Here is a 21,060-nt window from a genome sequence, read left to right as displayed (position 1 = left end):
ATAATCTAAATTAGATAACGAACTGGAATGAATAAAAAAATAGATGGGGTGAATGGTGTGGCAATAACGACTGATTTGACAGAGATTGAAAAGATTGTTGTACTGGATTTTGGGAGTCAATACAATCAGCTAATAACACGACGCATTAGAGAATTTGGCGTGTTTTCTGAACTGATTTCTCATAAAGTAACAGCAGAAGAAATAAGCAAGATGAATGCTAAAGGAATTATTTTTTCAGGCGGACCAATGAGTGTGTATGATGATGGCGCTTATTCTGTTGATCCTGCAATCTTTACATTAGGCATTCCTATCTTAGGTATTTGTTATGGCATGCAATTGATGACAACGGCATTAGGTGGAAAAGTAGAAGCAAGCTCAAACCGCGAATACGGTAAAGCAGAAATTAACCTAACAGATACTTCTGCACCTTTATTCGGTGGTTTAGCACGAACAGAAACGGTTTGGATGAGTCACGGTGACTTGGTTACTCAAGTACCTGTAGGATTTGAAGTTGCTGCAACAAGCCAACACTGCCCAATTGCGTCAATGATTGATTCGAAAAGAAACTTCCACGCAGTCCAATTTCATCCAGAAGTGCGCCATACTGAACGAGGCAATGAGATGTTAAAAAACTTTGCTTTCGCTGTTTGTGGTTGCGAAGGGAATTGGAGCATCAGTAACTTTATTGAAATTGAAATTGCAAAGATTCGTGAAACAGTTGGAACTAAAAATGTCTTGCTAGCGTTATCAGGCGGAGTAGACTCAAGTGTTGTTGGTGTCTTATTGCAAAAAGCTATTGGTGACCAACTAACGTGTATCTTTGTTGACCACGGCCTATTGCGTAAAAATGAAGGCGATCAAGTTATGGATAGTCTAGAAGGTAAATTCGGCTTAAATGTTATCAGAGTAGATGCTAAAAAACGCTTTATGGACAAATTAGTAGGCGTAAGTGATCCTGAACAAAAGCGTAAAATTATTGGAAATGAATTTATTTATGTTTTTGATGATGAAGCGACAAAATTAAAAGGGATTGAATTCTTAGCACAAGGAACCCTTTATACAGATGTGATTGAAAGTGGAACAGACACAGCTCAAACGATTAAATCACACCATAATGTAGGCGGACTTCCTGATGATATGCAATTTAAATTAATTGAACCACTAAATACCTTATTTAAAGATGAAGTACGTGAATTAGGAATTGAATTAGGTATGCCAGAAAGCTTAGTTTGGCGTCAACCTTTCCCGGGTCCTGGCTTAGGAATACGTGTACTTGGCGAACTAACAGAAGAAAAAATAGAAATTGTGCGTGAAAGTGATGCTATTTTACGTGAAGAAATTGCATTAGCTGGACTTGACCGTGATGTATGGCAATACTTTACTGTATTACCTGGTATTCGCAGTGTTGGTGTGATGGGTGATGGCCGTACGTATGATTACACTGTTGGAATTCGTGCAGTGACCTCAATTGACGGTATGACAAGTGATTTTGCTCGCCTCCCTTGGGATGTCTTGCAAAAAATATCTGTGCGTATTGTAAACGAAGTCGCAAACGTTAACCGTATCGTGTATGACATAACGAGTAAACCACCATCAACAATTGAGTGGGAATAAAAATAGAAAAGCTGTTAGACGTTGTTAAAACAACGTTCTAACAGCTTTTTATTGCTTTGTACTTAAATTGAACTTAATTTTTAAATCATTCATTTGTTTGGCCATATCCTGTTGCTTATTTGGGTAGAGATGACTATATGTCCGAAGCGTTGTTTCTATCTCTTCATGACTTACTCTTTGCTGAATAAGAATAGGCGAGTAACCTATTTCAACCAACAGCGATGCATGAGAGTGTCTTAAATCATGTATTCTAATTTTTTAACGTTTACAATCCTAGAACCATATTTCATTTTGTAAATAAAATTTATTTACAGAAAATAGTCTCGTATCTGGATTATAATCATATATTTTATCTATATATTCGTCTAAGTATTCAAACAAAAATTCGATAATGAAATCACTCTTTTAGACTTTTTGTCTTTGGATCAGATATGATATCTTTGCTTTTCAATCTAGCATAAGACTTATTTATATCGAGAGTTAAATCATCTCTATTAAAGGCTTTACCATTAAGAGCCAGTAGTTCACCGGAACAAATATCGGTCAAAAATAACAGGTTAAAAATTAATTTGCTTGTTGGCTTATCTGATACAGCTTTAATAAATTGATTAAATTCATCTAATGTCCAAAATTGCATTGTATCAGCATGTTTTTTTCCAATCGTTCCAGTTTTATGAATAGGACTAGATGGTAAGTTATAAAATTTAACAGCATAGTTTAAAATAGCTGAAACTTGATTATTAATAGTCTTGATATAAGTTTGGCTTAACTTTTTACCTTGAGAAGTTTCTTGCTTTAATAACCAATTCTGCCATTTCCTTATTTTCAAGGAATCTATTTGATTAATAGGTAAGTCTTCAAAAAATGGTAGTATCTTTGTATTAATTACATATTTTTTGTTTTCTAAAGTCGTTTCTCGAAGCCTGTGACTACAATCTTCCATATAGTCATCCAGTAGTGATTTAAAAGTTATCTCAGGACTGCCTTATAAAGTTAATAAAAACTCTTGTTCGTACTTAATCGCATCGCCTTTTCTAATAAAACCACGCTTCTTTTTTTGCTTTCTTTCACCAGAATTAGTTTCATAGTAAAATCTTGAAGTCCATGTATTGTTTTCTTTGTATGCTGGCATTTCTTTTCTTCCTATTATCTGTCAAAATAGGATATAATAAAAAGACCTATTTTAAGGTTGATTTGTTTCTTGGAACACCACTTTCGCTTTCGTAGGGGATAGTGGTGTTCTTTATTTATTTACATAATATTCTTCTAGTTGTTTATAGGCATGTTGTAGTTGGGCTATATATTCTGAAGTAGATTGTTTAAGTGAATATTTTGTTGATCTACCTTTTCCTTCTTGTTGAACTAAATCATTTTCAATTAATATTTTAATAGATTGGTCAAAGTAATGTTTTGAAATATCTAAGTTTTCTCGTATTTCAGAGCTAGAAATAGGAAGTAGGTTCTTAAGCACAAATCGCAATATCTTTTTTTCATTTTCGCCTAAATCAGGATGAGCATCTGCTATATCAAGTTTCCATAGTCTTATAGTAGTTTTATAGGGTTCTATTTTTATATCTGGAAGTTTTAGTTTATTTTTTTGAGCTGCTTGAAATATTTTTGGTCCCCCTGATCCAGCTCGCTCGCACAACCCAACTCTTCTGAATAAAGTAACGATAGTATTGTTTCGTGGTTTTGAATCTCCACCTCTTACAAATTCTTCAATAGATATTTTCATATTTCCTGGATTAGAAAACAAGTAAAAACCTTGATATGTTTCAATTTTTATAGCTTCGTACGTGTAAAATAGTTCTCGAGAGGATATTATCTTTTTACTAGCAAAAATAAAGAAGGCGTTCTATCATAAATGTATGCTTACGCGGCAAATACATAAATGGAAGAGGCCTTCTTATGGATAACATTATATCAAAATTATACAAAATAATAAAGGAATCAAGCGATTTAATTGCTACAGAAGAATCTATTCAGCTTTATATGTATGAAGTATTTACGGAATTATTAGGAGATATATTTATACACATAAACCAAACGATTAAGGAACAAAAGCAACAAGAAGGATGGAAAGTAAAGCGAGAAGATTGGAAAACAGTCCAATTTATTTTTGGGTCTGTCCGTTACCGTCGTACTTTAATGGCAGATCAAGAGAATCAAAATCATTATCCATTAGATGAGTGGTTGGGGATTCGAAAATACCAACGTCACAGTCCACTCGTAGAAGTCAAAGTAGCAGAGTTAGCCAGTAAGTGTACCTATCGGGACACCGCTGAAACACTGAAAGAGTGGACAGCAGTAACGATGAGCCATCAAACAGTAGGCAGCCTCCTTAAACGAGTGGGAGAAGCACAAGCGCATGAAGACGAAGAAATGGTGATCGAGCTAGAAGAGTCAGCAGCGTTACCAGAAGGAAAAAAAGTCGATTATTTCTATGCCGAAGCAGATGGTGTATTTGTCCGTGGGACAACAAAGAAAAAAAGTTTAGAGGTTCATCATGCAATTGTTTATGAAGGCTGGCAGAAAAATGGAAAGAGAGTCTCCTTGAAGGAGCCTAAAGCCATTATGACGACTAAAAAGACGGCTGGTTTTTGGGCAGAAGTACAGGCTTTTACAGCGACTCATTACGCGTTACAACACGCTCAAATCATTACCAATAGCGATGGTGGACCAGGCTATACCGCAGATAAATTCCAAGAAACTTTTTCGCAGTCGAATTATCCCGTGTTGAATCAATTAGACGCTTATCACATCTTTCAAGGCCTGAACCGTGCTTTTGGTGTACAAAGTAATCTCTTTAAACAGAACATTCATCAAGCGCTTAAAAAACATGATTTAGAGGCCCTAACGATCTGGTTGGACACTTATGAAAGTACCTTAGAAGAAACACAAGCAGTAGAAAAACTGACTAGTTTTCGAACTTATCTTTTAAGAAATTGGGATCGGATTTTTGATTGGCGAGAAAAAGTAGAACAAGTACCGAAGGATGCCAGAGGTTTAGGCGCAATGGAATCGAATCAACGTCATATTTCTTATCGGATGAAAAAACGTGGAATGCATTGGAGCGAAGTCGGTTGTGAAGCCATGGTAAAAGTGAAACAAGGGATCTTAAATCAAACGTTACGTGAAGCTTATCTTCACCAGCAAACTAGAAGTACAAGACAACAACGTAAGGTGAAACAAACCGTTCGTGTATCGTCTTTAATGCATCAAAAGACGCGTCAGTCAGTTGGGGCAAAGAAAGGGACGATTCCGTTTTATGCCCCTCATTCTTCAGCAATGGGGCAGTTAATTAAAAGTTTTCGATAATTCCTGTCTGTTTGGGGAAGGTTCCATTTTTTTGGAACGTTCTCCAAACAGATGGGCCAGCAAACGGCAAAGCCGTGCGGTAGCAGATAGGTGTACAAAAATAGAACGCCAAACTAGCCTAGTAATAGGACGACCGAGAAAAACTTGACACAAACTATAGCTTCATTATGATTGTAATCAGCATGTATTAAAGCATTAGCTAAACCTTCTCGTAGCGCTATTTCGAAATCACTAGTTACGCTTGATCTTGATAATTCATCGTCTAGTTGAAACTCTTCGGAAAGAGTAATTTTCAATTTTTGAAGTACAATCCTAAAGAAATCAAAAACGTTTATATTAGGGTAAGAAGGATCTCCAGTAGCAACTCTATCAATCCATCTGCCACTGGACATAGCTTTATTTTGGTAATCTAAATGAAAATGAGGAATTAAATCCGTTATGGAGTTATACTTACCGAAAAATAATAACCCGCCAGTTGATAATTTGTAACCACCTGATGAAGCATTTCTATCTTTTTTATAAGCACCTACTTCAATTAATAAATCTTCAATAGGCATTCCAATGAACTTAGAATCTTCATCCTCACCAATTAGCATCCTTCTATAATCTTCTATAGAAGTTCTACTTAAATCCTGTATGTCATAATTTTCAAGAAGCTCGTTATCGAGGTCATCCTTAGAATTACGTATCATATATTTTAATTCGTCTTCAGACGCATGTCTATCGGTTTCGTATTCACGTATATACGTTTTCTTTACATTTTGATTTAGGTATATAGGTTTTTTATTCTGAGGAGCTTGCGGAACAAATATTTCAATTACTTTTTTACCATCAAATATTCGAACTGTAACCCTATCCTCCTGTATACAATTGTAATTTACTTTTTGTTTATTATTCAAACTCGTAAACAGTTCTGATAAAATTTTATCTTCATTATCTACTCCTATTATCTCAAAATGACCTTTTTCCCCTTCTGCTATACCTAGAACTACGATACCGCCATCTGTATTTGCAAAAGAAGAGTATGTCTCCCAAAAATCTTTTGGTAATGCTTTTTTACCTTCTTTGTATTCAATATGTTTACCCTCTTTTTTTAATGAAAATTCTTCTTTCGCAGACATACTACAACTCCTTTATTTTTTATTTCTACCGATTAATATAGTTAAGCATTATTGATAGGTTAATGTTTAGCTATATTTTCTACTGATTAGAGAGAAATTTCTACTGATTATGATTCATAAAATTAATAATTTAAATTTTGTCACTAGTGTTGCATGAAACATTGTATGTTTCACAAATTTGTTTATATTATTCCAATATGCAAAAAAGTCCTTTATACTGAACTCAGATGACTCATCCAAGACCAATAAAAAGGACCAAACTCATGGATAAGTATAAAACAAATTCTGCTTTTAATAAATGGTTTTCTTCGATTAAGCTAGATTTTTTACCAAGCTCTATTCAAAAAAAGATTGTTGACTTTGATAAATATCATAAGAAACTTAGTTTCTCTCAAGCTCTTCAACTTTTTCTTCATGGAATCAATGACGAAAAAGAAAGTCTTAGAGAGATGAATGCGGCTTTTGTTTCGAAAGAACTTCAAAAAGAAATGGGCATGACTAGTATCAGTTATTCCCAGCTTTCTAGAACTCTATCAAAAATAGATTCAGAGATTCTTTTAGCTATTTTTAGTCAGCTAGTTAGTCAGGCTAAAAATAAAAGGCCCGTAACGAAACGAAATAGTCTCTATCTAATTGATTCTTCGACGTTTTCACTTAACCAAAATCTTTATCAATGGGCTGATTTTCGTAAAACAACATCAGGAGTTAAGCTTCACTTAAAGCTCTGCTTTATGGATAATGACCATCTTTACCCAGATGAATTTACACTAACTAACGCCGTCGAGCACGATACAAATCAGTTAGAAGTATTGGTTAATCAACCTGAAGCGACTTATGTGTTTGATCGCGGTTACCTTGATTTTGAACGATTAGATACGATGCACTCGCAGGGCTACTTCTTTGTGACAAGAATCAAAAAGAATACAAAAGTTCATGTTTTAGAACCCTTAGTAGCTTCTAAGAGTGAGTCCGTTATCAGCGACCAAATGGTCGCATTAGGTGCTCAGAACCATCTAACGTCCAGATTTCGTTTAGTAACCGTTCAAGATAAAAAGGGGAAAACTCTCCAGTTTATTACCAATCGTTTTGACTGCTCCTCTACTGACATTGCAGAAATGTATAAAGCACGTTGGCAAATAGAGCTGTTCTTCAAGCATATTAAACAACATATGACGATTAAAAAGTTTTTTTCAAGAAGTGAAAAAGGAGTTGTCAATCAGCTGATTTTAGCCATGATTGCCAGTTTATTAACCTATTTGATTAAGTTAAAAACAAAAAGTAACCAGTCTGTTTTCCAAATCAAACGATTTTTTCGTTATCTGTTATTTCAACCGGCAGAAGAATGGTTTAATCTTTTGATACCGACTTAGATCCTTAAAGAAAGGGTGTCCGTTGGTAATGGAATCAGTTGAATAAGCAAAATTTTCTGGAAATAGTCATCTTTCGCGTAAGCATTCCCTTTTTTTGCCTTTTTTCAGAAAAATAAGAAATGAGGTTAATCAAGCTATGTTTATGCAACACTAGTGAAATTTTGTATGAAATATTCTTATAATTTATCATAATGTCAGTATTACTTTTATTTACACTCCTAATCTTTTGCGAGGACGGGAGTGTTCTTTTTTATGCTTACCTTTTATCGAAATCCATATTCAAATCTCTGCTATCTTCATGTTCCATTAGTTTTTCGTATATTTCTTCTTTAATTGCGTATAATTACTTTCGTATAATTACTTTGCTTCAAAGAATGGAACAGATATAACTTGTTTAGTTCCAGATTTGTCAAAGGTTAAAGTAGTACGGATTCCAGAACCAGCAATAGTTATGTAGATAGCTAAGAATATAAGTCCTCCTAAACCTGAATTAAAAATGTTTCCTAAAGATAATAGTGCAAGTAAACCGCCGATGATTAACGGTGCTAATTTGTATTTTATACCAATCTGAATATTTGAAATTATTTTTAAAGGGATAATGTCCTCTTTAGCACCTACCGGGATTACTCCCATCACCGTATTTGGTACTTTTACTTTTAAAAAATTTTGAATCTATTGAAATTTTTCCTTTAACCAAAAAAACTAAAAGACTTGTAGAAAATGCATGCATAATATAATTTCTCCTAATAATATATGTATATTTAAAAATTATCCCTAACAATTGGCAATGATAGTGATAATTTAATTATAACTTTATTTATTGATAACGCTATTCATTTTTTTATTTAACAACTTTTCCTATAATCCTAACTTGGCTACCATTTAATATGATATCTTGGTATTTATCATTTAAAGATTGCAGGATAATTTTGTCATTATCATAATCAAATTTAACTTTCTTACGAGTACCGCCATCTCCGTCAACTTCAACGATTGCAATTTCTCCATTCACAACATTTTCTTGTTGTTTGTAGAAAACAATACTTCCATCTTTTATTTCAGGTTCCATTGAATCGCCTTGCACAACTAAAGTACATTCGGCTTGCTTAGGAACGTATAACATCGTCTCCATAAGTTAATGGTTCATCAGCAGCCGTTTTGCCGTAGATATGAACTATCTTAGTTTCGTTTTGCTTTTCTAGTTGACGTTCGGTGAAAGAATATACTTTTACTTTTCTATTTACATTTAATTCTTTCATTTAAATGTAATTAAATCTTCAGGTTCAAAACCTAAACCTTCGCTCATGCTGATGACGTTTTCTACATTAGAATTTAAAATGCCACGCTGAAGTATGAAACGAAATGTTGTAGAAGGTAAATTAATTTCGTTGGAAAATGATTTTACGTTGCCAAATCATTTTTCTATCGAGGCTTTCAATTCTTCTTCAATAAACATGGTTGACCTCCCTTTGTTGATAAGCTTATTATAACATGCGAAAAATCGTATTAAAGAAAGGGTGATGTATATGTTGAGCAATTTAGAAGAAGTTAGAAAAAAGAAAAATGTAACTCTTGTAGATATGGCTGATTTATTAGGAGTTAGATATCAAACTATTTCAGATAAGATTTATGGGAAATCCGACTTTAAATTCAGCGAAGCTTTGGTTATTCAAGAAAAGTTCTTTCCAGAATATGAAATCAAATTTTTATTTTCTGAAAAAATTAATAAATAGACGGGATGTAAATCAAATGGACGAAGAAATTCTTCAAGAATTAAAAGAAATAAAAAAACTGCTCCAGATTATTGTGAGTAACCAGGGGTAGGTAACAATTCAGACAAATAAATTAACTATTGATAGTGAAGTTTTTGATGAAATATTTTTTAAAAATGATTTATCAAAGATGCCTGATTTTAATATTTTAACCAATCACAATACTCTTCCAAAAAATTAAGAGTCTTTTTTTATAAAAGAAGGGGTTATTCAATGATGTATAAGGTATTAGCATTGATAAAAATGATTGTTATTGTTGCCGTAATTCTTTTCGTGTTATTTATTTTTCTACTTTCGTTAACTATGAATCCAAGTATCGAACTAATTATATCAATTGTTGCATTGAGAATTTCTGCATATGGATTTATATAGTCTTAGAGAGATCATAAATTATGCCAAAGGCTTTAAATTTTTTTCTATTTGTAACTGAAAAGAAGTCTCTGCCAAAAAAGACGCTTTTGGGAATTTTAAAAGCTAACCCAATTTTATTTGAATCTTTACCGTTAGTCACAATAATAATATCCAAAGTGGTATAAGAATTGGCCTTTAACACTCCATGGTTTTTATCTGGGATTTCGAGTTTTGTAACGCCATCAGAATAGTGGAGGTATAAATCATTATTTCCTATTTCAGCTAAAGATTTTTTTGTAGCTAGATAATAATTCACATTCGTCTCAGGGTTAAAGACTCTCAAGTCAAAAAAACCAATGTCTAATGGTGAGGAGTTAACAATACCGACAGAAGTTTTATAGGCGTCTCTATCCAAGATACTTTCTCTTTTAAGACTGGTCATACTTACATCTTCTTTACTTATAGGATAGATGTTTGGTTGAAAGGTAACAGTTATTTGTTTCCTTTGTCTATAAAGCGCTAGAAAGGAGATCAGCAGTGCGAATAAAGAGATTAGAATTGGAAATTTTTCGAAGATTGAATTATTAAGCATTTTTTTTGCCACCTTATTATTTGTTTCAGCGTAACACGTGCTGATAAGAATATTATCTCATTCAAAATTCTAAATAGAAAGAAAGAAAAATAACATGACAACACAGAAAAAAGATGTGAACGAACGCTTAGAAGAATCCTTAATTCAATTTGTAGAGCGATCAGTAAGTGAAAAAGCGACAACAGTAGAGGTTGAAGTTCTACCAGTTGTCGCAAAAGTATTAGCTAGGATTATTTATCCGAACTATTAAAAGCTTTTTTTACTTCTTCATGAATCGCTAAAAACATTTCCCCGATTCTTTTACCAGAATCAGAATCACTTGCAACTGGAGCTGATGTTTGAAGCTTAGCGATTATTATTTCTTTAGCAATCTGGATAGATTACCATTCGAAATCTACAGCCGTATTAGAATTTTCTTTCATTTTATGTTCACCACGTTTAAAAAGATTATCTCACTCAAAAATAAAAATAGAAAAAAGGAAAAATAACATTACTAATATATAAATATTTAATTTTTAAAGCAGTGAAGTAAGAACACAATTGATTGATGATGAACCATGGTTTGTTGCGAAAGATATAGCAGTGATCTTGGAATACAAAGATACAAAAAATGCTATTAAACAACATGTAGAAGAAGACAAGAAGATGTGGGTGCAGGACACGACCCCATCTATCACAGATTCTTTAGGGAGAAGACAATTTCCTGTGTTTATTAACGAATCTGGTATGTACGCATTAGTTTTTGGTTCTAAATTAGAAAACGCCAAAAATTCAAATGCTGGGTAACAGGCGAAGTTCTCCCTTCCACTGGTAGTTATGAAGTACCAACTGGTCCGATGTCAGCTTTAAAATTGATGTTCGCAGCAACAGGACAAATTGATGAGGAAGTTGAAGAAGTTAAGACTCGCATTCTTGATTTAGAGGAGAATATCAGCCTAAGTCCTGGAGAGTACAACTACGTTGGGGCAAGAGTCATTAAGAAAGTTTTTCAAATTGGAAAAGAACGTTCTTATAATATGAAAAAAGAACAAAAAGTCGAACTGTTTAGAGCTTTGAATAGAGAGAGTGCAGCAATAACGGGAGTAAGAACCAGAAATCAACTTAAACAGAAATATTTTGACGATGTGATTGACTTTATCGATGATTGGGAACCGTCAAAAGCAACTTCAGTGGTTGTTAAGCAATTGGAACTTGAACTGGAGATATAGTACATGAATGAATTGCGAATGGTCAAAGAAAAAGAAAATTTAACACAAAAAGAAATGGCAAAATAGATAAGTGTATCAATTTCAGCTTATACAAAAATTGAATCCAATCATATGAAACCAAGTTTTAATTTCTTATCTAAGTTAAAAAAAGAATTTAAGAATATAGATATGAATGTTTTTTTAAAATAAAAAAACTACTAGCTCACTGACTAAAGTGTCACTAGTAGTACGAATTTTTAAAATCTTACAGATTAGTAGTCAGACTAATCTTCTAACAATATCTGGTTTAGCTTCCAGACATGCTGTTGCTAGATACTAGCTTTTTCTTAAAAACGCTGAGTAAGGTTCCATCTATCTAAAGGTTTTATTGCCGACCTGATTTGGGATTGATAAAAGATCAATCTACACCCTCAGATAGCTCACAGATAAAACATCAAACAATGATAGCAGTTCTCATCATAACGTTTAGTTTTAAAAAAACAACAAAGTAACTGTGAATTGGAGGTTCATAAGTACTTTGAAGGAAAAATTCTAGTAGTTAAATTCAGCAGTATTCAAAAGTTTTGTCATAAGACATCACTCTCCTTGTGTAAGGTTTTGAACATTTTTAATTATACAAGACTTTCATAATAAATGAAATAAAAATAAATAATAGAGGTGATTTAGCATAGGATTTGATAAAGAAACAAACGAAAGATATATACGATTAGATGAGTTAACAGAAGAGTTAACCAAGACCATTACTTCTTATAACTTGCATGCTGTATTACCAAAAGGACCTGTTCAAGATAGTGATGTAGTGGTAACTAAGAAAACACTAGATATAGCTCAAGAAATACACATTATCGGAAGGAAATTGGAGTCTTTAATCGAATTTGAATTAGGGAAGGAGGTCTAAACATCTTAACAACAGCTAGTAGTTCATTTTACCGTGTTGAAGATGTAATGGAAATATTAGAAATCAAAGAAACCAAAGCCTACCAGATTATGCGTCAATTAAATGATGAACTAAAGCAAAAAGGAAAACTTACCGTTGCTGGAAGAGTCAGCAAGAAATACTTTGATGAAAGGATGTACTAGAAGTTAGGAGATAATCCAATGTCAGTAGAAACAATTAAAAAATTGATCTGTTCTAGCAGAAACGTTTATACAAAATAGGAGGACATAAAATGCCATTTCACTATTGGTTAACAGTCATATTCATGTTGGCATTAATTACAACTGGAGCAGTGTTCGCAGCTAAGATAGGTTGGGCTACTTGTCTAGAGCGTAAGGCTTAGCCAGATGAATACTGGGGAGAGGAAGAATGGACTTAGAGAGTGATTTGAAACAATATAGAGCAATGAAAGATAAACAAATGGGGGCATTAGAACATGGATGTACTCATATCGCTTTGATGATGAACAACAAATTAGAAATACTATCTAAGCGCATTGATAAAAGCACGATTAAAAATGAAGTTATTCGATGGAGGAGTTGAATGTTTTATGTAACGAGTAAAGAACTACCAACAGTAGCTTACTTCGCTTGCATGAGTCGTGCGTATGTCTTTAGAAACCTTCTAATAGGTTTGGGATATCAAGCAGCTGTCATGCAAATAGAAAAGGAGTTGTAGTTTTGAGAAAAAACAAATTAATTAGTCATCTAAAAAAGGTAGTAAGCAAAATGAAAACAAGACCTTTATTGCAATGTGTCAATTACAACAAAAACGGTTCATTTTATGCAACGGATAGTCACGTGTTAGTCAAGGTTGCTGATTTCCACGAACACAGTACCGAATTTAATTTAAATTTATCAACAATGGAAGTTAACGAGAATTTTTATCCTGATTGGGAAAGATTAGTTACATTCAAAGACATTACAACGGAGATTGCAGTAGATATAGACTTGCTAACAAAAGCTTTAAAAACTTTCAATGATAAATCCTTACTCAACAACGTTATTGATATGGATATTAAAGATAAAATAATGTCATTAACCTCTCAATCATTACCTGATTTTAAAATCGAAATACCTCTTCATGATTGTGAAGGAGAAATAAAAATAGCATTTCAAACAGACTATCTGATAAATGGATTAGCTTTTATCAAAGATGAAAAAGTCATTAAAAGAGATTTAACGAATAAATTCACGCTGATACAATTCCAATCAATCATTAAACCTTTTAAATTAGTAGCTGAAGATAAGTATGAATATTTGATTACACCAGTAAGGAATTTTAATTAAAGGAGAAATCAAATGTCTGAAAACGATAAAGCGCGGGTTAAGTACTTCAATAACCGACTAGAAAAATTAGATGAAAACTATCAAGAAGAACGTGAGTACTTGATAGGAGAAATCGAGAAAATAAAAAAAGCCAACAAGGATGGCTGTCCTAGTTAGCACCTAAACAAATAATATTTGAATGAATTATACCACAAAAGGAGCGAAACCATGAAAAAAATTGAATTGATCAATATGAAAATCAGAAACTTCAAAGGGTTTAAGGAGTTCGAATTAGAAGCAGATGGAAATGATTTGGTTATTTATGGAGAAAATAGAACAAGAAAGACTTCTTTATTCGATGCTTTCACTTGATCTATATTCGGTGAAAACAGTCAGTTTCTAAGTGATTTTAAATTTATACCCTTAGATGAAAATAATGAAGCTGTCGAACATTTAGAAACAGAGGTTTCCCCTCGAGCTATCAATCGGAGGTAACTCATTGGATAGAATAACAAAGCAATATATTGAAAAATAATTAGAAGATTATCCGAAGATGGATGAATATATTAGACAAAGAAGATTAGAGTTGAAGTATCCTATTGGTCAAATAAACGAGAACATAGGCGGCTCATCTGGTGGAGGTATATCTAATCTAACGGAACGCATAGTATTAACTCTTGAATCAGATAAGGAATTGAACCAACTAGAAGAAACTAAGAACATAATAGAAATGGTTTTAGATACATTGGATGTCAATGCATACATGCTAGTTGAGTTAAAGTACTGGATTAAACCGCAGACAAGAACATGGGAAGGCATAGCGATAGAGGTAGGATATTCAAGGAGTCATTGTTCTAGAGTTAGAGACAGTATTATAGAGTCTATTGCTAAAAGATTAGGTATGGCATGATGAGACTATCATGAGACTTTAAGCACCTATTTATGTTATATAATGCTATTATCAAGAAAAAGGAACGAATTGATATCATTCTTTCGGAAACTCTTGCATTAATTTGTAGGAGTTTTTGGTATAATTATCTAGAAAGGAGAGATAGAATGACAGAAACTTTATGGGGAGTAGTGATTGGCGGGTTAATTACTTTCTTAAGCACTATCATCGGCGGGGTGATTACTTTCATAACAAATTATTTCAATAATAAAAAAGAAGAACTGAGACTTGAAAAATCTTTGCAACACGAGAAAATAAATCTTAAAAGAGAAGATAAATTGGAAAGATTGTATAACATATTGATACCAGTTATAGAGTTGTATGAGAAAAACGAAATAGAGAAAGATACCTTCTTCATAGATTTTCAAATACTTGGAAACGGATTGCGAAGCATATATATAAATGATTTAGAAAAAATTATTGAAAGAAATAAAAGATACATGTCAGTAGACCTAATAAAATCATTCAATAGAGTAAAGAGTACTTATAATTTTGAAATGGAACATAATGGACTTGGTGCTCATATAAACTTTTTAGAAGAGGAGGACGAACGGTTAGTAGACTGCATGTTCGATAATGATAAAAATTTTATAAAAAGAATAGAACAAGAAGCTGAAGATATAGAAAATGAATATACTAAGTAAAGTTCTCTTATTGGTCAAACTCATAAAGTAAACAACCAAATAAGAAAAGCTACTAAAAAAAGCTACTAAAAAAAGCATAAGATAATTTGTTTAAAACGTTGTTATAATGTGAATTGAAAAAAGGTGGAGGAAACTTGGAACGAATCGAAGAAATTCTGACCACAGTAGGAAATAATATAACGGAAATAAGTTTATTTATTACCCCGTTTTCATTTGTATCGTATTTATTTTTGAGTTACGCTCAGTATGTATGGAAGAAGATTCATTATACTAAAGCCGTAAAAAGCATATGGTATTTAGCAGTTGGAATTGGAGAAGTTATTGGAGGTGGAAGATTTTATCTTCTGGTGATTCTCATGATATTTATGGACTGCGTTGATTCCTTTGTTGAATTTTTAGAAGAAAGAAGAGCACTTAAAGACCTTTGAACAGGTCTTTTTTAATACATAAAATTACAAAACAAACACTTGTATGTGAAGGTGGTGAAACTGGAAGATGGATAAACTTGAACAAGCTGAGCAAGACTATATGCATGGCATGAAATATAAAGATATTGCAGATAAATATGGCATATCAATCAATACAATTAAATCTTGGAAACAACGAAATGGTTGGTCTAGAGATGGTAAGGAAAAAGGGTGTATACAAAAAAGTAAAGGTGCACCCAAAAACAATCAGTATACAAAAGGAAATAAAAGTGGCAGTGCTCCTAAAGGAAACAAAAACGCAGTAACTCATGTCTTGTTTGCTAAGTGGCTTCCTGAAGAGTCTAAAGAAATAATGGAAGTTCTAGGAAACAGAGGACAAACAGATATGCTTTTGGATTCCATAATATTCCAATATACAGCAATTATAAGAGCGCAGAATATTATGTTTGTTAAAGATCAAGATAATATGACAAAAGAAAAAAACAGGAGAGATATGGGGAGAGCATAGCGCAGGTGAAAGCTTTACAGTCCAATTTGCTTGGGATAAACAAGTTGCTTTTATGAACGCTCAATCTAGAGCCCTAAGAGAGTTACGCTCTATAAACAAACAGTTTGTATCGTTCTCTGATGAAGCGGATGAGAGACGTTTGAAGTTAGAACAAATGCAAGCTGGACTAGATTTAACAAAAGCTCAATCGTTCAAAGTAAAAGCTGAAAATGGTGATTTTGATGATGAGATTATTGAAGATGATGGTTTCATGGATGCAATAAATAGAATGGTCACGAATAAATAAGTGTGGCTAGATGAAGACTAGGTTTAAAAGAAAACGTGCTTCATTCATATTTAGTCCCTTTTCTACTAAACAACTGCAGGTGTTAAGTTGGTGGAAACATCCAAAGCATAAAGAGGAAGACGCGATAATATATGATGGTTCTGTTCGTGCAGGTAAAACTCTTATCATATCACTATCCTATATTATTTGGTCTATGTATTCATTTGATGGACAACAATTCGAGATTACAGGCAAGACTATCGGATCATTGAGACGTAACGTTATCAACTTATTGAAGATTATTCTATTCTTTAGAGGTTATAAGGTTAAAGATTTAAGAAGTGACAATATTTTAGAGATTACTAAAGATGGTAAAACTAACCATTATTTCTTATTTGGCGGTAAAGATGAATCCTCACAAGCCGTTAGTCCTCGGACTAATGGCTGCAGGGTTCTTTTTTGATGAAGCGGCATTAATGCCTAAGTCCTTTATTGACCAAGTAACAGTTCGTTATTCGGTTGAAGGCGCAAAGCTTTGGTTTAACATGAACCCTGAAGGACCGTATCATTAGTTCAAATTAGAATGGATAGATAAATTAATTGAAAAGAACGCTTCGCATATCCATTTTACTATGGATGATAATCCCTCTCTATCAGATAAAGTTAAAGATAGATATAAACGGATGTATTCAGGTGTTTTTTATATGAGTTTCATCTCGGGTTTGTGGGTTATGTCAGAAGGAATAATTTAGGATAACTTTGATAAAAATACAATGGTAGAGGATTTACCTAAGGATGCTGTATGTAATAAGTATTATGTATCAATTGACTATGGTACTCAAAACCCTACTGTATTTCTATTATGGGGTAAGTATCTAAGCACTTGGTATTGCTTAGATGAGTATTATCATAGTGGACGAGAAAGCAGTCGTCAGAAAACTGATAAAGAATATAGTGATGATTTGAGAGAGTTTGTAGGTAGTAGAAAGCCAACAATAATTGTTGACCCTTCTTCTGCTTCTTTTATTGCTCAATTACGAAAGGATGGATTTACGGTAGAGAGAGCTAAGAATAATGTCTTAGACAGAATAAGAGCGACTCAAACGGCTATGAACGAAGGCACAATTAAGTTTACAAACAACTGTAAGCATCTATTTAAAGAGTTTGCTTCATATGTTTGAGATGAAAAGGTAGCTCTTAGTGGAACAGACAAACCAATTAAAGAACACGATCATGCTACAGATGCATTAAGGTATTTTGTATTTAAACTTATCTTTAAGAAAGCGGCTAAAACAGGTAGCAAGTCTAAATATGGCATAAGATAAGGAGGTAAACCATGGCAATAGCAATTGATAGAGAATTAGCAGGAGATATCAATAACCCTTCTGCAGAGGTATTAAAGTATTGTATCGAGCAACATCAAAAAGAACTTGTACGTCTTCAAAAGTTATCTGATTATTATGATTGTAAACACGAAGTATTAGAGCGTAAGTTAGAGAATGAGAACGCAAAGAACGTTAAAGTTATGGTGAATAACGCTAAATACACAATAGATAAGAAAGTTGGTTTCTTAGTGGATAATCCTATTTCATATAGTGCTGGCAAGGATAAGAATATTGATCCGGTGCTAGACACATATGAAGATATGGATGTTGTTTTTAATGATACTGAATTAGAGAAAGACTTATCTGTATTCGGTATTGCTTTAGAACTTATTTATTTAAGAACTGTACCAGGTAACGATAAGGAAACAAAAATCAGAATTAAAGTGATTGATCCAAGAGGAGCATTCCTTGTAACGGATGACACTATAGAAAATAGCTCGTTGCTTGCAGTTCATTACTATGAAAAATTTGGTTTGGATAGCAAGTCTATAGGTTAGTTAATAAACGTCTACACAATTAACAATAATATTTCTCATAAAGCTAAAGACTTAACATTGAAAGACATGACTATAAATAAAGCTAAACAGCAATATTTTGGTGGAATACAAGTTATTGAATACCGTATAAGTGATAAAGAAGCCTTCATTGATGCCTTGCTTATCATCTATGGATTCTCCTCGGAAGGTAATGTTAGTGACGGTATGATTGAAGCTCTTGCTAAAGGAGACGATGGTGCAGCAGTTGAATGGCTAACAAAGACATTTGACGAGTCATAAATACAATTATTATCTAAATCAATTGAAAATAATATTCATAAAGTAACTTATGTACCGAATATGAATGATGAAAACTTTGCTGGAAATATTAGTGGAAAAGCAATGAAATATAAATTATTTGGTCTTTTACAGCTGATGTCAATCAAATAAAGATATATGACTAAAGGTTTGCGTCAAAGGCTGCAGTTAGTTGCTAATATGATTAATTTAAAAGGTGAGAATATCGATGTAAGTGGTGCTAAGATTAAAATTAAACCTAACTTACCAATCAATACAAGCGATATTATAGATCAGATTGTCAAGGCCATTGACATCCTACCTTTAGAAACTTTATTATCTTGGTTACCGGATATTGATGACTCTAAAGAAGAAATAAGCAAATTGAGTGAACAAAAGAAACAAAATATCGAGATGGCTAATATACTTGGTGATCAAGATGCAAGCCATAATGATTTAGATGATAAACCAGAGGAGGATGGCGATGAAGTACTAAAAGATTAAGAAAGAAATCGTTGAAGCTATCCAAATCAATAAAGAAAATGCCGAAGAGCTACTTTATTTTGTAGGTGCTGATCCTTTACACAAGGAAGATGTCAAAAGTTTTATAAGAGATATCGAATCTAAAGGTATCTATTTAGAATCGTCTGAAGGCACTAAGTACGCTTTAGTTGGAGATTACATCGTTAAAACAAATGAAAGCTATAATATTGTTATTGGTTCGTTATTTGAATCTCTATATGAGAAGGTGATTGAATAATGATTCAAGCAACATTTAGCAAGAATGAAGATGGTGAGATTACTTCTTTTAAAGTAGAAGGACATGCAGGTTATGCCCCTTCTGGTCGAGACATCGTTTGTGTTGCAGTTTCTGCTTTGGTTGTTGGAACAATCAATGGATCGGAAGGATTGACTGATGCGACTATTGATACAGCAGTGAGTCATAGATTTATAAAAGTGGATATTAAAAAACCAACGCCATACAGTAATGTTCTTATAAATTCGATGCTTCTTTCATCGAAGGGTATACAAGAAGAATATCTTGATAACTTGGCAGTAATAGAGATTAAATAAAACCTCCGTTTCTTTTTATATCTTTAAAGGATATAATTTAGGAAAGGAGTGAATCAATTTATGTATTCAGATATAAAGGAATTATTAACAGATGCGAAAAATCTTGCTAGTGGTGCTAATGACTTACAACTAAAAGGAGTATTGCTTGATATTCAAGGTGCAGTTTATGATTTACAAGAAGAAAATAAAAGATTAAAAGAAGATAATTCAGATTTGAAAAATGCACAAAGATTAACTACGGAGTTGATATTCAAAGATAATGCATATTATAAATGGGAAGAAGGCCCGTATTGTTCTGCTTGTTGGGACAGCAAAAATTTATTAGTAAGAATGATTTTGGAAGCCAATGGCTGGAATGAATATTTTATAGGAAGGTGTCCGCATTGTAAGAACTCAATAACTACAACGATAAAAGATCCTGATTATAAAGACCTTTAACCAGGTCTTTTTATTTTATCCAGAAAGGAGAGTGATTGAATGGCTAAAAAGAAGAAGCTTTCTTATAGGGGCAGAAGAGCGATCAATGAAGATATCAAAGTCCATAATTAATTGAATGCCATTAAGAATAAAATTATGAACCCTTATCAAAAGGCATAATTCTATTTAACTGATGAAGTTAATAAAATTTATAGACGTTACCTTTCTAAGTCTGATTTATCTGAAGAAGATATTAATAAGGTTCTTAATTCATCTGCTGGTCCAACTAGCATCGTTGAGTTACAAACAATAGCAAAGACTGTTAAGGATGCAGATATTAAGAAGCAAGCACAAGATTATCTAACTGGAAAGGCTATAAAGAGTCGTATTAGTTGATTAGAAAGCTAAGTCTTACTTAGGTCTAAACAGGTAGTAGACGTTCAACCAAGGCGGTCTACTGACTATTATATTGATGTAATCAAAGATGCTTACAATCAAGCGAGTGCTGAAGCTATTATTGGAAAATCTGAATCAGCTTTAAGATTGTATGATGATGGAGAATATCCAACTTATGTATTTGAAAAAGATAAAACGTTTATTGAGTTAGCCAATCCAGAAACTGGAAAGGATCTAACTACTCTAAACGTATTTGGAATGATACAAATTTATTAGCTGAGAAACTACAGGAACTATTTACAACTGAAGCTATGACCGGTATGTCTCAATCAGACATGGTTAGAGAAATACAGAATACATTTGATGTATCTAGAGGCGTTTCAAGACGTTTAATAAGAACTGAAGCTAATTACATGTCTGGCCAAGGAAAACTTAAGGGGTGGGTAGCTCAAGGCGTAGAATACTACGTTATTGTTGCTACTTTAGATTTAAGGACTTCTAAGATATGCCAGGAAGAAGATTGTAAGAAGTACAAAGTAACTGAAGTTAAGGTAAATGTTAACTATCCACCATACCGACCTTTTGTAGAACGGTCGCCCGTGCTTATTTTGGAGAAAACACCCTACGTGGTGACCGTAAAGCAATAGACAGAGTTACAGGTGAAGTAATC

The 21,060-nt window shown here is 33.1% G+C and carries 32 protein-coding genes and 4 pseudogenes; 27 read left to right on the top strand and 9 right to left on the bottom strand.

Annotation, left to right across the window (positions count from 1 at the left end; all coding sequences use genetic code 11):
• Positions 1 to 57 precede the first annotated feature (57 nt).
• Positions 58 to 1,614, top strand: coding sequence for a glutamine-hydrolyzing GMP synthase (gene guaA, locus ACMHYH_RS08210; RefSeq protein WP_414838915.1), 1,557 nt, complete (start codon positions 58 to 60; stop codon positions 1,612 to 1,614).
• Between the two features lie 48 nt (positions 1,615 to 1,662).
• Here the strand turns inward: guaA and ACMHYH_RS08205 are convergent, their stop codons facing one another.
• The 4 genes from ACMHYH_RS08205 to ACMHYH_RS08190 all read right to left on the bottom strand — a co-directional run bounded on the left by ACMHYH_RS08205 (position 1,663) and on the right by ACMHYH_RS08190 (position 3,349).
• Entirely contained in the window at positions 1,663 to 1,863 is a 201-nt protein-coding gene (locus ACMHYH_RS08205; protein ID WP_414840376.1) for a tyrosine-type recombinase/integrase, read from the bottom strand.
• 148 nt (positions 1,864 to 2,011) lie between these two features.
• Positions 2,012 to 2,587 (bottom strand): phage integrase SAM-like domain-containing protein, encoded by a 576-nt coding sequence (locus ACMHYH_RS08200; protein ID WP_414840375.1) that lies wholly within the window; start codon positions 2,585 to 2,587, stop codon positions 2,012 to 2,014.
• A gap of 12 nt (positions 2,588 to 2,599) precedes the next feature.
• Positions 2,600 to 2,746: an Arm DNA-binding domain-containing protein gene (locus ACMHYH_RS08195; protein WP_414838914.1), complete on the bottom strand. Its 147-nt coding sequence runs from the start codon at positions 2,744 to 2,746 to the stop codon at positions 2,600 to 2,602.
• A gap of 111 nt (positions 2,747 to 2,857) precedes the next feature.
• On the bottom strand, positions 2,858 to 3,349 hold the full coding sequence (locus tag ACMHYH_RS08190; RefSeq protein ID WP_414838913.1) for an ATP-binding protein: 492 nt from the start codon (positions 3,347 to 3,349) through the stop codon (positions 2,858 to 2,860).
• A gap of 173 nt (positions 3,350 to 3,522) precedes the next feature.
• Here ACMHYH_RS08190 and ACMHYH_RS08185 point away from each other — a divergent pair, with 173 nt between their 5' ends.
• Positions 3,523 to 4,932, top strand: a complete 1,410-nt coding sequence (locus ACMHYH_RS08185; protein ID WP_414838912.1) for an ISLre2 family transposase — start codon at positions 3,523 to 3,525, stop codon at positions 4,930 to 4,932.
• Between the two features lie 113 nt (positions 4,933 to 5,045).
• Here ACMHYH_RS08185 and ACMHYH_RS08180 read toward each other — a convergent pair whose 3' ends face one another.
• Positions 5,046 to 6,053 carry a helix-turn-helix domain-containing protein gene (locus ACMHYH_RS08180; protein WP_414838911.1) on the bottom strand — a complete coding sequence of 336 codons (1,008 nt, stop codon included), beginning with the start codon at positions 6,051 to 6,053 and terminating at the stop codon, positions 5,046 to 5,048.
• A gap of 263 nt (positions 6,054 to 6,316) precedes the next feature.
• On the opposite strand from ACMHYH_RS08180, the gene ACMHYH_RS08175 reads away from it, so the two are divergent.
• Positions 6,317 to 7,423, top strand: coding sequence for an IS4 family transposase (locus tag ACMHYH_RS08175; protein WP_414838910.1), 1,107 nt, complete (start codon positions 6,317 to 6,319; stop codon positions 7,421 to 7,423).
• Positions 7,424 to 7,780: 357 nt separating this feature from the next.
• Here ACMHYH_RS08175 and ACMHYH_RS08170 read toward each other — a convergent pair whose 3' ends face one another.
• The 3 genes from ACMHYH_RS08170 to ACMHYH_RS08160 all read right to left on the bottom strand — a co-directional run bounded on the left by ACMHYH_RS08170 (position 7,781) and on the right by ACMHYH_RS08160 (position 8,682).
• Positions 7,781 to 8,056 (bottom strand): hypothetical protein, encoded by a 276-nt coding sequence (locus tag ACMHYH_RS08170; protein WP_414838909.1) that lies wholly within the window; start codon positions 8,054 to 8,056, stop codon positions 7,781 to 7,783.
• Positions 8,057 to 8,264: 208 nt separating this feature from the next.
• On the bottom strand, positions 8,265 to 8,555 hold the full coding sequence (locus ACMHYH_RS08165) for a LexA family protein (RefSeq protein ID WP_414838908.1): 291 nt from the start codon (positions 8,553 to 8,555) through the stop codon (positions 8,265 to 8,267).
• Positions 8,530 to 8,682: a hypothetical protein gene (locus tag ACMHYH_RS08160; RefSeq protein ID WP_414838907.1), complete on the bottom strand. Its 153-nt coding sequence runs from the start codon at positions 8,680 to 8,682 to the stop codon at positions 8,530 to 8,532. The genes ACMHYH_RS08165 and ACMHYH_RS08160 overlap by 26 nt, the downstream gene beginning before the upstream one ends.
• A gap of 267 nt (positions 8,683 to 8,949) precedes the next feature.
• Here ACMHYH_RS08160 and ACMHYH_RS08155 point away from each other — a divergent pair, with 267 nt between their 5' ends.
• The gene (locus ACMHYH_RS08155; protein ID WP_414838906.1) at positions 8,950 to 9,156 is read left to right on the top strand and encodes an XRE family transcriptional regulator; all 207 of its coding nucleotides are present in this window, start codon (positions 8,950 to 8,952) and stop codon (positions 9,154 to 9,156) included.
• A 252-nt stretch (positions 9,157 to 9,408) separates the two neighbouring features.
• Positions 9,409 to 9,567, top strand: a complete 159-nt coding sequence (locus ACMHYH_RS08150; protein WP_414838905.1) for a hypothetical protein — start codon at positions 9,409 to 9,411, stop codon at positions 9,565 to 9,567.
• Here the strand turns inward: ACMHYH_RS08150 and ACMHYH_RS08145 are convergent.
• Positions 9,560 to 10,150, bottom strand: coding sequence for a hypothetical protein (locus tag ACMHYH_RS08145; RefSeq protein WP_414838904.1), 591 nt, complete (start codon positions 10,148 to 10,150; stop codon positions 9,560 to 9,562). The two genes, ACMHYH_RS08150 and ACMHYH_RS08145, sit on opposite strands and share 8 nt — an antisense overlap.
• Before the next feature lie 82 nt (positions 10,151 to 10,232).
• On the opposite strand from ACMHYH_RS08145, the gene ACMHYH_RS08140 reads away from it, so the two are divergent.
• From ACMHYH_RS08140 to ACMHYH_RS08035, 22 genes and pseudogenes are all read left to right on the top strand, one after another.
• A complete protein-coding gene (locus ACMHYH_RS08140; RefSeq protein ID WP_414838903.1) occupies positions 10,233 to 10,388 on the top strand; it encodes a hypothetical protein in 156 nt (51 codons plus the stop codon).
• A gap of 287 nt (positions 10,389 to 10,675) precedes the next feature.
• Positions 10,676 to 10,924: pseudogene (locus tag ACMHYH_RS08135) on the top strand (Bro-N domain-containing protein); the annotation flags it as partial.
• A 50-nt stretch (positions 10,925 to 10,974) separates the two neighbouring features.
• Positions 10,975 to 11,346: an ORF6C domain-containing protein gene (locus tag ACMHYH_RS08130; RefSeq protein ID WP_414838902.1), complete on the top strand. Its 372-nt coding sequence runs from the start codon at positions 10,975 to 10,977 to the stop codon at positions 11,344 to 11,346.
• A gap of 945 nt (positions 11,347 to 12,291) precedes the next feature.
• Positions 12,292 to 12,426 (top strand): transcriptional regulator, encoded by a 135-nt coding sequence (locus ACMHYH_RS08125; protein WP_414838901.1) that lies wholly within the window; start codon positions 12,292 to 12,294, stop codon positions 12,424 to 12,426.
• 226 nt (positions 12,427 to 12,652) lie between these two features.
• Positions 12,653 to 12,826 carry a hypothetical protein gene (locus tag ACMHYH_RS08120; protein ID WP_414838900.1) on the top strand — a complete coding sequence of 58 codons (174 nt, stop codon included), beginning with the start codon at positions 12,653 to 12,655 and terminating at the stop codon, positions 12,824 to 12,826.
• A complete protein-coding gene (locus ACMHYH_RS08115) occupies positions 12,827 to 12,961 on the top strand; it encodes a hypothetical protein (RefSeq protein ID WP_414838899.1) in 135 nt (44 codons plus the stop codon).
• Between the two features lie 50 nt (positions 12,962 to 13,011).
• On the top strand, positions 13,012 to 13,572 hold the full coding sequence (locus tag ACMHYH_RS08110) for a hypothetical protein (RefSeq protein ID WP_414838898.1): 561 nt from the start codon (positions 13,012 to 13,014) through the stop codon (positions 13,570 to 13,572).
• Positions 13,573 to 13,584: 12 nt separating this feature from the next.
• Positions 13,585 to 13,728, top strand: a complete 144-nt coding sequence (locus ACMHYH_RS08105; protein ID WP_414838897.1) for a hypothetical protein — start codon at positions 13,585 to 13,587, stop codon at positions 13,726 to 13,728.
• Positions 13,729 to 13,779: 51 nt separating this feature from the next.
• Positions 13,780 to 13,923, top strand: a complete 144-nt coding sequence (locus tag ACMHYH_RS08100; protein WP_414838896.1) for a hypothetical protein — start codon at positions 13,780 to 13,782, stop codon at positions 13,921 to 13,923.
• 175 nt (positions 13,924 to 14,098) lie between these two features.
• Positions 14,099 to 14,461, top strand: a pseudogene (locus ACMHYH_RS08095) (hypothetical protein); the annotation flags it as partial.
• A gap of 146 nt (positions 14,462 to 14,607) precedes the next feature.
• On the top strand, positions 14,608 to 15,144 hold the full coding sequence (locus tag ACMHYH_RS08090) for a hypothetical protein (RefSeq protein ID WP_414838895.1): 537 nt from the start codon (positions 14,608 to 14,610) through the stop codon (positions 15,142 to 15,144).
• 134 nt (positions 15,145 to 15,278) lie between these two features.
• Positions 15,279 to 15,572, top strand: coding sequence for a hypothetical protein (locus ACMHYH_RS08085; protein WP_414838894.1), 294 nt, complete (start codon positions 15,279 to 15,281; stop codon positions 15,570 to 15,572).
• Positions 15,573 to 15,639: 67 nt separating this feature from the next.
• Positions 15,640 to 16,080: a terminase gpP N-terminus-related DNA-binding protein gene (locus ACMHYH_RS08080; RefSeq protein WP_414838893.1), complete on the top strand. Its 441-nt coding sequence runs from the start codon at positions 15,640 to 15,642 to the stop codon at positions 16,078 to 16,080.
• 52 nt (positions 16,081 to 16,132) lie between these two features.
• A complete protein-coding gene (locus tag ACMHYH_RS08075) occupies positions 16,133 to 16,366 on the top strand; it encodes a hypothetical protein (protein ID WP_414838892.1) in 234 nt (77 codons plus the stop codon).
• Between the two features lie 10 nt (positions 16,367 to 16,376).
• A pseudogene (locus tag ACMHYH_RS08070) lies at positions 16,377 to 17,670 on the top strand (PBSX family phage terminase large subunit).
• An 11-nt stretch (positions 17,671 to 17,681) separates the two neighbouring features.
• Positions 17,682 to 18,227: a phage portal protein gene (locus ACMHYH_RS08065; RefSeq protein WP_414838891.1), complete on the top strand. Its 546-nt coding sequence runs from the start codon at positions 17,682 to 17,684 to the stop codon at positions 18,225 to 18,227.
• 66 nt (positions 18,228 to 18,293) lie between these two features.
• Positions 18,294 to 18,506, top strand: a complete 213-nt coding sequence (locus tag ACMHYH_RS08060; protein ID WP_414838890.1) for a hypothetical protein — start codon at positions 18,294 to 18,296, stop codon at positions 18,504 to 18,506.
• A pseudogene (locus ACMHYH_RS08055) lies at positions 18,507 to 19,007 on the top strand (phage portal protein).
• A gap of 255 nt (positions 19,008 to 19,262) precedes the next feature.
• The gene (locus tag ACMHYH_RS08050; protein ID WP_414838889.1) at positions 19,263 to 19,577 is read left to right on the top strand and encodes a ribosomal-processing cysteine protease Prp; all 315 of its coding nucleotides are present in this window, start codon (positions 19,263 to 19,265) and stop codon (positions 19,575 to 19,577) included.
• Between the two features lie 60 nt (positions 19,578 to 19,637).
• Positions 19,638 to 20,015, top strand: a complete 378-nt coding sequence (locus tag ACMHYH_RS08045; protein WP_414838888.1) for a hypothetical protein — start codon at positions 19,638 to 19,640, stop codon at positions 20,013 to 20,015.
• 522 nt (positions 20,016 to 20,537) lie between these two features.
• On the top strand, positions 20,538 to 20,666 hold the full coding sequence (locus tag ACMHYH_RS08040; protein ID WP_414838887.1) for a hypothetical protein: 129 nt from the start codon (positions 20,538 to 20,540) through the stop codon (positions 20,664 to 20,666).
• Positions 20,642 to 21,037 (top strand): minor capsid protein, encoded by a 396-nt coding sequence (locus ACMHYH_RS08035; protein ID WP_414840374.1) that lies wholly within the window; start codon positions 20,642 to 20,644, stop codon positions 21,035 to 21,037. The genes ACMHYH_RS08040 and ACMHYH_RS08035 overlap by 25 nt, the downstream gene beginning before the upstream one ends.
• The last annotated feature ends 23 nt before the right edge of the window (positions 21,038 to 21,060 follow it).

Origin of the sequence: Carnobacterium sp. TMP28 (assembly GCF_047553015.1) — a bacterium.
GTDB lineage: Bacteria > Bacillota > Bacilli > Lactobacillales > Carnobacteriaceae > Carnobacterium_A.
The sequence above is the reverse complement of the archived record's forward strand: the minus strand, read 5'-3'. Positions and strand labels throughout refer to the sequence as shown.

Excerpts from the sequence above, each read along its gene's own strand:
- ACMHYH_RS08140 (WP_414838903.1), top strand. The coding sequence starts at position 10,233 with ATGACAACACAGAAAAAAGATGTGAACGAACGCTTAGAAGAATCCTTA.
- ACMHYH_RS08125 (WP_414838901.1), top strand. The coding sequence starts at position 12,292 with ATGGAAATATTAGAAATCAAAGAAACCAAAGCCTACCAGATTATGCGT.
- ACMHYH_RS08160 (WP_414838907.1), bottom strand. The coding sequence starts at position 8,682 with ATGAAAGAATTAAATGTAAATAGAAAAGTAAAAGTATATTCTTTCACC.
- ACMHYH_RS08115 (WP_414838899.1), top strand. The coding sequence starts at position 12,827 with ATGTTTTATGTAACGAGTAAAGAACTACCAACAGTAGCTTACTTCGCT.
- ACMHYH_RS08100 (WP_414838896.1), top strand. The coding sequence starts at position 13,780 with ATGAAAAAAATTGAATTGATCAATATGAAAATCAGAAACTTCAAAGGG.
- ACMHYH_RS08130 (WP_414838902.1), top strand. The coding sequence starts at position 10,975 with ATGTCAGCTTTAAAATTGATGTTCGCAGCAACAGGACAAATTGATGAG.
- ACMHYH_RS08175 (WP_414838910.1), top strand. The coding sequence starts at position 6,317 with ATGGATAAGTATAAAACAAATTCTGCTTTTAATAAATGGTTTTCTTCG.
- ACMHYH_RS08090 (WP_414838895.1), top strand. The coding sequence starts at position 14,608 with ATGACAGAAACTTTATGGGGAGTAGTGATTGGCGGGTTAATTACTTTC.
- ACMHYH_RS08110 (WP_414838898.1), top strand. The coding sequence starts at position 13,012 with ATGAAAACAAGACCTTTATTGCAATGTGTCAATTACAACAAAAACGGT.
- ACMHYH_RS08185 (WP_414838912.1), top strand. The coding sequence starts at position 3,523 with ATGGATAACATTATATCAAAATTATACAAAATAATAAAGGAATCAAGC.
- ACMHYH_RS08170 (WP_414838909.1), bottom strand. The coding sequence starts at position 8,056 with ATGGGAGTAATCCCGGTAGGTGCTAAAGAGGACATTATCCCTTTAAAA.
- ACMHYH_RS08150 (WP_414838905.1), top strand. The coding sequence starts at position 9,409 with ATGATGTATAAGGTATTAGCATTGATAAAAATGATTGTTATTGTTGCC.
- ACMHYH_RS08105 (WP_414838897.1), top strand. The coding sequence starts at position 13,585 with ATGTCTGAAAACGATAAAGCGCGGGTTAAGTACTTCAATAACCGACTA.
- ACMHYH_RS08180 (WP_414838911.1), bottom strand. The coding sequence starts at position 6,053 with ATGTCTGCGAAAGAAGAATTTTCATTAAAAAAAGAGGGTAAACATATT.
- ACMHYH_RS08075 (WP_414838892.1), top strand. The coding sequence starts at position 16,133 with ATGAACGCTCAATCTAGAGCCCTAAGAGAGTTACGCTCTATAAACAAA.
- ACMHYH_RS08195 (WP_414838914.1), bottom strand. The coding sequence starts at position 2,746 with ATGCCAGCATACAAAGAAAACAATACATGGACTTCAAGATTTTACTAT.
- ACMHYH_RS08190 (WP_414838913.1), bottom strand. The coding sequence starts at position 3,349 with ATGAAAATATCTATTGAAGAATTTGTAAGAGGTGGAGATTCAAAACCA.
- ACMHYH_RS08060 (WP_414838890.1), top strand. The coding sequence starts at position 18,294 with ATGACTATAAATAAAGCTAAACAGCAATATTTTGGTGGAATACAAGTT.
- ACMHYH_RS08050 (WP_414838889.1), top strand. The coding sequence starts at position 19,263 with ATGATTCAAGCAACATTTAGCAAGAATGAAGATGGTGAGATTACTTCT.
- ACMHYH_RS08065 (WP_414838891.1), top strand. The coding sequence starts at position 17,682 with ATGGCAATAGCAATTGATAGAGAATTAGCAGGAGATATCAATAACCCT.
- ACMHYH_RS08080 (WP_414838893.1), top strand. The coding sequence starts at position 15,640 with ATGGATAAACTTGAACAAGCTGAGCAAGACTATATGCATGGCATGAAA.
- ACMHYH_RS08120 (WP_414838900.1), top strand. The coding sequence starts at position 12,653 with ATGGACTTAGAGAGTGATTTGAAACAATATAGAGCAATGAAAGATAAA.
- ACMHYH_RS08155 (WP_414838906.1), top strand. The coding sequence starts at position 8,950 with ATGTTGAGCAATTTAGAAGAAGTTAGAAAAAAGAAAAATGTAACTCTT.
- ACMHYH_RS08045 (WP_414838888.1), top strand. The coding sequence starts at position 19,638 with ATGTATTCAGATATAAAGGAATTATTAACAGATGCGAAAAATCTTGCT.
- ACMHYH_RS08165 (WP_414838908.1), bottom strand. The coding sequence starts at position 8,555 with ATGGAGACGATGTTATACGTTCCTAAGCAAGCCGAATGTACTTTAGTT.